The following is a 9,842-nucleotide window of genomic DNA, read 5'->3' on the forward strand; positions in this document are numbered from 1 at the left end:
TAAAAGGGACGTCGGCCTTACTGGCCAGCAGAAACCGAAGGATGACCCGCCTGGCTCGCGCGCTTGCCGTTGAGCTCGGCCAGCACCTCGGGGGGCGCTATCTTGCCAAGTTCACTCATGCAGGCATCGCTGTTGGGGTGATCGTGGCGCAGGTAGATATCGCACACCGCATAAAGCTGCTCCGGCGCGCCGGAGATCCGGTAGGCCAACTCGAACGAACCGATGGCCTTGTCGAGATCCAGCGGCTCTTGCAATACCCCGTTGAGATACCAGAAATAGCTGTTGTTGCCAGCAAGCTTGGCCGCCTGCGCCATGGTGGCCGCCGCGTCACGCTTCTGATCGAGGCGCACCTGGGTCAGCGCTTTGGCGTAATGAAGGTTGGCGTTCTGCGGCAGGACGAGGATCCCCTTGTCGAGCAGGGCCAGCGCCTCGGCATCCCGTTGCTGCGCCCGCAAGTTATCAGAGAGACCAAGCCAGATCTGGGGGTTATCCGGCTGATTAACAAGCAACTGCTCATAACGCGCCTGCGCCTTGTCCCACTGCCGGGTCCAGCGATAGAGATCGGCCTGCAACTGCTGCTGCGCCGGATCCTGCTGTTTGGCGAGATAATCGCTCACCTCCGCCAGCGGCTGGCCAATGACATTCAGCTGCCCCTGATCCATGGCACCATACTCGCGCGCCAGATTGAGGGTGGCCGCGCGGCGCACCTCACTACTGCTGTCGGCCAGCAGTGGTGAGAGCAATCGCCAGCGATGGGCAAACTGATAGGGCTCGGCAGCCATAACCGCCGCTGCACGCACCAATGCACTCTCATCGCGCAGACTTCTGGCCACCGCCACCAGACTGTTCTGGTTCGGGTAAGCAGCCAACTGGCGCAGGGCATCGGCCCGCTCCTGCGCTGGCAGGGAGATATCCTGGGCGTTATAGGCCCACTGCTGGATCTGGGCGGCAGAAGGTGCCGCCGCAGATTGTGCGACCACCGGGGGCGTCTGCACCACCGCAGCCGACGGTTCGGCCGCCAGCACATGACCCGCACAGACCAGCCCCAGAGCCAACCACAGGGGGCGCGCCGCCAACGGACGACGGCCATCACGCATCTTCAACATATTCACCCCTTATTTCGCCTGCGGCTTGTTCATCACCGCATCGCGGTATTTGCCATGCGCCACCGGATAACCAGCTCGGCGCAGGATATAGGCCATCGACTGATCGATATGGTTGAAGAACTTGTGCCATCCCGCGCAGAGGTAGTTCAGACCCGCCTCCCCCTCGTCAGTGCGGATAAAGCGGTTCTTCGGGCACTCGCCATAGCAGGCAAACTGGTAGTCACACTGCTGGCACTGGCGGGTCAGGCTGCGCGACTTGGCAAAGCCGAACGCTTGCTGGGCGGGCGAGTACGCCAACTCATTGAGCGGTTGATGGTGAATGTTGCCAATCTTGTACTTGGGATAGACGTAGTGGTCGCAGGCGAACACATCGCCGTTGGGCTCCATTGCCAGCCCCTTGCCGCAGATCTCCCCCAGGGTACAGAGGGGATTCTTGCGGCCCATCCAGGTCTCGACACACGCTTCGAAATATTGCACGAAGACCCGGCCCAGATCCCGCTCTGCCCACTCGTTGAAAATGGTGATGAGAAAATCCCCCCACCCTTCGGCCGAGACGCACCAGGGCTCGACTACCGAGTTCTTGTGCCAGGGATTGAGGCGCTTGTCCCCCTGCCGGAGCTGCTCCTGCTGCTGCCAGGTCTGGGGCGCGGTGGTGCGAAAGCTCTTCTGCTCGACGATGGGGATAAACTGCATCTGGGGCGACTTCACCTCGTCGCGCAGGAAACGATAGACCTCCAGCGCATTCTTGCTGGTGAGGTTGTTCACGCAGGTCAGGGTGGCAAACTTCACCTTGTGCTTGTGCAACAGCGCCACCGCCGCCATCACCTGCTTGAAGGTGCCACGGCCGGCGCGGTTGACCCGATAGGCGTTGTGCAGCAACTCGGGGCCATCGATGCTCAGGCCAATGAGGAAGTTGTTGGCCGCCAGAAATTCGCACCACTCGTCGTTGAGCAGAATGCCATTGGTCTGCAGATCGTTGGCGATCACCACCCCTTGCGGCTGGTATTTGCGCTGCAACTCGACCACTTTGCGAAAATAGTCGAGCCCGAGCAGGGTCGGCTCGCCCCCCTGCCAGGAGAAGATGATCTCGGGGGTATTCTGCCCCTCGATATATTGGCGGATATAGGTCTCAAGGGTCTGCTCGTCCATCTCGGGAGAGCACCCCTTCTTGTATTCCAGCAGATCCTGCTTACTGAGGTAGTAGCAGTAAGTGCAGTCGATGTTACACACGGCCCCGATCGGTTTGGCCATCACGTGCATCCGCTTGGATGCCTTGCCGTTGAACTGTGGACCCTGAGTAATCACCATAACTGCACCACCTGAAAAATTGTTGTTTTGAGGTGTGCAGTCTAAAGGCTCGTGCTGTCACGCGCTTGTTATACCCCTTATAACCAGATGGCATGGTTCATCTGTAGCGATGCCGATGGCAGGCTCTGGCGATCAAAGGCAACATCAGCGTTAAGCCAACGAAACCGGCCATTGGGAGATCGCGCGGGGACATTTGCTCAGCTACTGTTAAAAGCAAGTTTAACAACGGCTTAGCGCCAACGTTCAGGCAACAGGCACCCACCACAACCGACCAGGGATGACCATCATGACCAACAAGAAAAAATCCAGATCAGCACCATCGGCTCCGGCCACAGAAAAGGAACCGCTAGGCAACAAAGCCTATGAAAAAGAGCTGCGACGCCTGCATGTGGAGCTGGTGAAACTGCAGCAATGGGTGGTACACAAGGGGCTCAAGGTCTGCATCGTCTTTGAGGGGCGCGATGGCGCGGGCAAGGGGGGAACCATCAAGGCGCTCACCGAACGGGTCAGCCCGCGGGTGTTCAGAGTCATCGCGCTGCCCGCCCCCACCGAACGGGAGAAGACCCAGCTCTATTTCCAGCGTTACATTCCCCATCTGCCGGCCGCGGGGGAGATCGTGATCTTCGATCGCAGCTGGTACAACCGGGCCGGTGTTGAACGCGTGATGGGATTTTGCAGCCCGGAGGTCAGCGACAAGTTTCTGGCAGGCACACCGCTGGTCGAACGGGCCATGGTCGACTCAGGCATCATATTGCTTAAATATTGGCTGGAAGTCAGCCCGGCTGAACAGGAGCGACGCCTGCGAGACCGGATCGACGACGGGCGCAAGATCTGGAAACTCTCCCCCATGGACATCAAATCCTTCGATCGCTGGGATGATTACACCCAGGCGCGAGATGCCATGTTTGCGGCCACCGACACCGCCTGGGCGCCCTGGTTTGTGGCTCGCTCTGAAGACAAGAAGCGGGTGCGGCTCAATATTATCTCCCACCTGCTTGCCCACGTGCCTTATGAGGCATTGCCAGCGGCCCCGATCAAGTTGCCAAAACGCAAGATCGGCAAGATAAAACCTGCCGATCATCCATTTCACTACATTCCGGAACCCTTCTGAGCTAGTCGGGGGGAGCTGACGGCGTCCCCTGTGGCTGTGGTTGCTGATATTGCCGGATCGCCGCCCTGGCATTGACTAGCAGACGCGTGTCCCCCAGCTGCCGAGCCAGGCCACAACGACGGACGTTTTCGAGTACATCGGGATTGAGTCCTGCCAGCCAGAGCTCAATCCCCTTTTGCCGCACATGCAGATCGCCCTCCATCAGCATCATCAGGGCCGAATACTCCACATCCGTGACTCGACTCATGTCCAGCACCACCACCCGGGGCTGGTGCTGCCCGATCAACAGCCTGATCCGGGCCGCGATATATTGCACATTGATGAAAAAGAGGCGCCCCTCCGGACGCAGGATCAGCAAACCCGGAAACGTTTCATCCTCGGGATGACGCGCCGACAAGGGACGCAACACATCCTCCCCCGGTTTACGTCCTACCACATGCAATCGGGGCTGCGCAGTCTGGCTGGCCAAACCCAGCAGAGACGCCAGGATGGCCACCACTATCCCCTGCAAGGTGCCAAAAATCAGCACGCCCAGGCAGGCGATAACCGCCCAGCGAAACTCCATCATTCTGATCTGTCCAATCTTGCGAAATTCCCCCGGCTGGATCAGCCCTACCGAATAGACGATCACCACCACCGCCAGCGTGGCATTTGGCAACCAGGAGAGCAGCGGCGCCAGAAACAGCATGGTTGCCAAGGCCATCGCCGCCCGCTGGCTGACGCCCCCCACAGAACGCACCACCGCAGTCTGGGACGTGCCCCCTCCGGCTGGCATGCTGCCACAAAACGCACCGCCCAAATTGGCCAGCCCGGTGGCAACCAGCTCGCGGTTCGGATTGATTTCCGGCTCGCCCTCCCCGACAAAAGCCCGACCCGCCGCTATGGTTTCGGTAAAGCTCATCAAGGCGATCCCGGCTGCGCCGGGCAACAATTGCAGCACCAGTGTCAGATCAGGCAGTTGCAAACCCGGCAGGCCAGTAGGAATAGTGCCGACAATCGACACTCCCTGCTCGTTCAAACCCCAGCCCCATACCAGCGAGATCCCGAGAGCAACCCCCAGCAATGGCGCCGGTGAGTGCGGAAAACGCCACTCCATGAACACCAGAACCGCCAGCGTCACCATAGCGATGGCCAGAGTCAGCCATGAGGTCTGGGGCAAGGCCTGGATCAGATGGTAAACATCGGCAAAAAAATGCTCTTTTTGGATGTGAACACCAAACAGTTTGGGCAGTTGATCCAGAATGATCACCAACCCGATCCCCCCCTTGAAACCGACCAGCACAGGTAACGAGATAAAGTTGGCGACAAAGCCGAACCGCAGCACGGCCGCCAGCATCAGCAATCCCCCGACCAGCAGGGTCAGGGTTGCCGTCACGGTCAGCAGCCGGGCGGGATCGCCATCCGGGACCACAATTCCCAACTGGGTCGCTGTCAGAATGGCCAGCGTACTGGTCGAACTGACACTGAGTATCCTGGACGACCCCAGCAGCGCGTAAAGCACCATGGGAACAAACGCCGTATAAAGACCGATCGCCACCGGCAATCCCGCCACGGTGGCATAAGCCATGGCCTTGGGTAACACCACGGCGGCAGCGGTGATCCCGGCCAGTATATCGGCGCTGGCACCAGGCTTGGCTGACGTAAATGATGACATGTGACCTCCATGAACGATTTCAGCCCCCCGGAGATCTCCATCCGGACGGTCAGGCATCCCTTGCACCGCGCCAGCAGCAACATGGCGGCGGAAGAATAGACAGTGCCACCTCTAACTATCTGTTAAAACGCGATGGTTAATGTAGGGGGGATCAAATAATGCAGGGATGGTCACAACTCCCGCATAAAAAGCGTGGCGATCCCGGTGATCACGCCCTCTGACACGCGGCGTCAATCTGTGATGACTACGGCACTCAGTACCATATGGTTGTGGTAAGGTGGACCAAAATGGAGCTTGTTCGAGGATCTACCATGCCCGTCCCACCACCGCCATCCACCTTTCGCTGCCCCCAATGTGGCTGGCACAAAACGGTTGCCCCCAGGAGCGACGTAAGGGTGCCTGGCCACAGCTGGTTTGAGTCTTGCCCCGAGTGTCATCACGCGCCACTTGAAAACTCGCCAGCGTCGATGTTGGAACTGGCCATGGAAAAGATCAGAGATGTGATTGGCAAGTGACCATCACCACGACCAGAACGCCATGCTGATACCCCGACCATCTATCGCAAGCCGCCTTATGTCACAGGTGCAAACTATTCATCCGATCCTGATTGAAAAGGAGTCCATCGTTGAATTTTGAACAGTTGAAAACCCGCCATCGCACACTGCGTAAACACGCCCCCGGCAACCTCAACCTGCGAGTTCATCGTGCCTTAAGCTGGCTGCAACGCGCTGAAATGGCCGAAGATGAAGATGGCCGCTTTATCTTTCTCTGGATTGCGTTCAATGCGGCTTATGCCACTGAAATCGATGACGATCGTCGCCTCTCGGAACAGGAGACCTTCAAAGCCTTTCTGGAAAAATTGAGCGAGCTGGATGCGCACCAGCAGATCGAGCAGCTGGTCTGGCAGGAGTTCTCGGGCAGTATCCGTATACTGCTGGACACCCCGTTTGTACTGCAAAGCTTCTGGGATTATCACAGCGGCAAGATCAGCGAAACCCAGTGGAAAGAGCGGCTGGCACAAGGCAAGAAGATGGCGACCCTGGCGCTTGCCAGCGGCAACACCCCGCAGTTGCTGGGCGTGGTGTTTAACCGCCTCTATACCTTGCGCAACCAGTTGATCCATGGCGGTGCGACCTGGAACAGCTCGGTCAATCGCAAACAACTGAAGGATTGTGCCAACCTGCTCGGCAAACTGGTGCCGGTGATCATCGAGTTGATGATGGCCCATCCCGATACCCTGTGGGGAGATGCCTGTTATCCGGTGGTTGAAATGGCGGGTTAACCGCGTGCAAAATGGCGGAGGAGCCTGTAAATCCAATTGTCTAACCGCCCACGAATAAGTATTTTTTTCAAAAGGATACCTTCGTGGGTAAGCAAATGGACCAAGACAAACTCAAAGCACTGGCCGCTGAGTTGGCCAAAGACATCAAGTCTGAAAAAGATCTCGGCCCCTCACCCAACAGCTGATCAAGCTCAATGTCGAGATGGATGAGCATCTGGGCTACCAGAAACACGCCCCACAAGGCCCCGTGGTGGTACACGGGGTCGGGGCGCGTCAGGCAAGACGCCGTTTGTGGCAGCGGTGACCCTGAACAAGGAAGGGCATCCAATCAAGATGCGGATGACGGTGGTCGATGGTCTCAAAACCCTGTCCATTGCTGATTGGGCAAAACGGCATGTTGCCAGTGGTAGCGTGGTGATATCCGATGGATTAGCCTGTTTCAGAGCGGTCAAGGAGGTCAATTGTGAGCACCTGGGTGTTGTCACCGGGGGCAACCTGGATTGGCTGGAACATCCGGCATTCAACTGGGTAAACACGATGATAGGAAATGTGAAAAACTCGCTGCGGGGCAGTTGCCATACGCTCGGAGCGAAGCATTTACCGAGACATCTTGCTGAATACTGCTTCCGGTTTAATCATCGTTTTGACCTCAGGAGCATGTTGGTTGAATTGGGGCATGCAGTCGTGGTAAGCCCTCCGATACCATATAGGCTCTTGAAGCTGGCTGAGGGTCATGGGTAATCAGGTAAATAAATTGAAAATAAATATGGACCATTGGTCCATATTTATTTTAACCAACATGATAATTCCACAAGGTCTTGATACTCCTCTACTTTCAACCCTTGCTTCGCTAGGCAGTACACCAGTAATACCTCGTTTTCATTAAGGCCAGATAAAACACTATCAGTAGAGTCATTTTTCATTCCGTCAAAGGAACTAAAATCATCAACTGCACTTAACACATCATCTTGCATTGAAATAAAGAATAAACGTAAGTAATCATATATGGATATATTAACCATGCATTCAACATTAGAGATTGGATTTATAAAACAAGGCAGGTCAAACTCTAAAAACGAGAAACATTTAAAATAATCACCAATCGACTTTACGTCCACAGCAAGCATTTTTTGATATAACTCCGGCTTATGTTCCTCTGCAATGATAAAGACAGATAATAATATTAGATCTACTTTATCGGCCGCATTGATAATTATAGCTTTGAGTTTATAAAAATATTGTTCTATGTCTCTAAGTTTAAGATCGAATGCATCCGCAATCATAGACAAATTCATTGATAAGTCTTTAGCACTCTTAAATTGCGGAAAGAAATAGTTGCACTTGACGCTATCAAAACCAAGGCTATATTCAATAAAGTAACTTGTTGAAACTTTCTTTAGCATGAAGCGTCTTTTGAAAAAACGTCTCAAATAAGTTGATGCATCAAAGCCTCCACCATAAATCACCTTTATTGCATGCTGCAATTGTTCGGTATCTGTTGCTAATACAAAAACAACCTTGGGTATATCGAATATATGTTTGATAGTCTCCAGCATTTCGACCGTATAGGAGGGACGGCAACGATCCAGTTCATCAATCAAAATAAAAGCGGGATAATCCAGCGCTCCATTACTTAAAGCAACAGCACCTTCCACCCATTGCCGTATCTCTTGTTTAAGATACTGGATAGATTCATAACGCTCTTTCTGATTGCTGCATAAGGCATCTACCAGTTGATTGGCATCATCCCCTTCCAGAGAAAAATCATCTTCTTCCAATCCAGCCTTCTTGATTGCCGCTTTCAATGCCAGTTTGCCGCCGACCTTAAATAATCCCAGCAGCCGCTGACGCATCCCTTCTGGAATCGGGTTCTCTTTTCCCGCAATCATTTTTAACTGGTCTATAATCGATGAAATCACCGTCAATAAGGGATCGTCGGAAAAGTCCTGCTGCCAGGCATCGATATAAACGGTGGGATAGTGCGCTTTAAGCTCCATATACCAGCGCTTGATAAACCAGGTTTTACCCGCTCCCCACTCGGCATTGAGGTTAAGCACATAGTTGCGCTGCTTGCCTTCGGCGGCGAGGTAGTTGGTCAGAAACTCAGCATAGCGGGCGCGATCCAGCCGATCGGCACTCAAACTCTCTTCGCTACCCGCAATGGCCCCCGGTCCGTCCCACTGAACTGCTTCATCCCATTTAAACGGTGCCACTGCCATCTCGTATCTCTCCATATTGCGTTGCCGAGGATAATATCAGGGTCACCGAGGAAATAATTTGACTAAAGACCTGTTTGTTGCCCTTTCTACCGTGCGGGGTGGCTTATTTGACTACCGGGCAATTTCTCTGCTGCTGGCCCACGATGCCGGGCCGATATGGGTTGGACGGTTATCTGCATAGTCACGGACTCAGTTGATTTCCTTTGCCCACACCAACGATGACAATCGTGTGACATGGCGCAGACCCTGCGGAAATAAACGCGAAACCTGACCTGTTCGGTGCTTTATTTAAAGCTGTGGATCTCTGTTGCGCGTCTTGTTCAACCGACCCATCGTAGCGACCCAAGGATGGCTAGCCCCATGAAGGATGAGCCCTTCTCCATTCGATTACAGCACGAGCTGGATCACCTCAGATCCATCTTTAACGAGATGGGGGCTTACCTCTTTACCAAGGATCTGGATGGCCGTTATATCTATGCCAATCAGGCTGTGCTGGATCTCTTTGGTTGTACCCTGGCCGAACTGCAAGGCAAGGATGATCGCGCCTTTTTTGACCTCGACTTCTCGGAAGATCTGAGACGAAATGATCGTCAGGTGCTGGAGCAGCAGGTCGCCATCGCCCGGGAGGAGATCAACTACCTCAAACCCACGGGAGAAAAACGGGTCTACTGGAGCGTGAAAAAGCCGATGTACGACCGGGATGGCAAGCTGATCGGTCTGTGCGGCATCTCCACCGATATCACCGAACACAAGCTGATTGAGGCCCGTATGGCCGAGCAGCATCAGTTGCTGGAGATCATCCTGGCCAATGTGGATGCCCATATCTATATGAAGGACAGCCAGCACCGCTTTCTCTACGTCAATCAGAAGGTGTGTGCCCTACTCGGTTTACCTGCCGAGCAGATTATCAACCGGCGCGATGATGAGGTGATCCCGGCTGCCAGCGCCTGCCAGCTGTGGCGGCTGGACAACCGGGTATTCGAAACCGGCGAGCTGCAAGCCGGGGAAGAGATGCTGACCGATCCCGAAGGCAATCAGCACTACTACTGGTCGGTCAAGGTGCCCTTTCTATTGGCTATGTCCCAATTACGTGTTGAAAGGCTAAGCTTGAAGTAGGCCATCACCTTGAGGTCTACCATCATGGATACCCCAGCCTTTCAAC

At 54.9% G+C, this 9,842-nt stretch carries 7 protein-coding genes and 1 pseudogene; 4 read left to right on the forward strand and 4 right to left on the reverse strand.

Annotation, left to right across the window (positions count from 1 at the left end; genetic code table 11):
• Positions 1 to 17: 17 nt before the first annotated feature.
• Positions 18 to 1,106 (reverse strand): tetratricopeptide repeat protein, encoded by a 1,089-nt coding sequence (locus ACW5W8_RS18145; RefSeq protein ID WP_498629334.1) that lies wholly within the window; start codon positions 1,104 to 1,106, stop codon positions 18 to 20.
• A gap of 9 nt (positions 1,107 to 1,115) precedes the next feature.
• Positions 1,116 to 2,414 (reverse strand): anaerobic sulfatase maturase, encoded by a 1,299-nt coding sequence (locus ACW5W8_RS18150; RefSeq protein ID WP_498629336.1) that lies wholly within the window; start codon positions 2,412 to 2,414, stop codon positions 1,116 to 1,118.
• A gap of 286 nt (positions 2,415 to 2,700) precedes the next feature.
• Here ACW5W8_RS18150 and ppk2 point away from each other — a divergent pair, with 286 nt between their 5' ends.
• Positions 2,701 to 3,525: a polyphosphate kinase 2 gene (gene ppk2, locus ACW5W8_RS18155; protein ID WP_498629338.1), complete on the forward strand. Its 825-nt coding sequence runs from the start codon at positions 2,701 to 2,703 to the stop codon at positions 3,523 to 3,525.
• Position 3,526: 1 nt separating this feature from the next.
• Here ppk2 and ACW5W8_RS18160 read toward each other — a convergent pair whose 3' ends face one another.
• Positions 3,527 to 5,179, reverse strand: a complete 1,653-nt coding sequence (locus ACW5W8_RS18160) for a SulP family inorganic anion transporter (protein ID WP_498629340.1) — start codon at positions 5,177 to 5,179, stop codon at positions 3,527 to 3,529.
• 625 nt (positions 5,180 to 5,804) lie between these two features.
• Between ACW5W8_RS18160 and ACW5W8_RS18165 the strand changes: the two genes are divergently transcribed.
• A complete protein-coding gene (locus tag ACW5W8_RS18165; RefSeq protein WP_498629342.1) occupies positions 5,805 to 6,461 on the forward strand; it encodes a hypothetical protein in 657 nt (218 codons plus the stop codon).
• Positions 6,462 to 6,707: 246 nt separating this feature from the next.
• A pseudogene (locus tag ACW5W8_RS18170) lies at positions 6,708 to 7,202 on the forward strand (IS1595 family transposase); the annotation flags it as partial.
• Positions 7,203 to 7,246: 44 nt separating this feature from the next.
• Here ACW5W8_RS18170 and ACW5W8_RS18175 read toward each other — a convergent pair.
• Complete coding sequence (locus tag ACW5W8_RS18175) at positions 7,247 to 8,680, reverse strand: KAP family P-loop NTPase fold protein (RefSeq protein ID WP_498629343.1); 1,434 nt, start codon at positions 8,678 to 8,680, stop codon at positions 7,247 to 7,249.
• 360 nt (positions 8,681 to 9,040) lie between these two features.
• On the opposite strand from ACW5W8_RS18175, the gene ACW5W8_RS18180 reads away from it, so the two are divergent.
• Positions 9,041 to 9,796, forward strand: coding sequence for a PAS domain-containing protein (locus tag ACW5W8_RS18180; protein ID WP_498629345.1), 756 nt, complete (start codon positions 9,041 to 9,043; stop codon positions 9,794 to 9,796).
• The last annotated feature ends 46 nt before the right edge of the window (positions 9,797 to 9,842 follow it).

The sequence above is a fragment of the Aeromonas aquatilis genome (genome assembly GCF_054052405.1).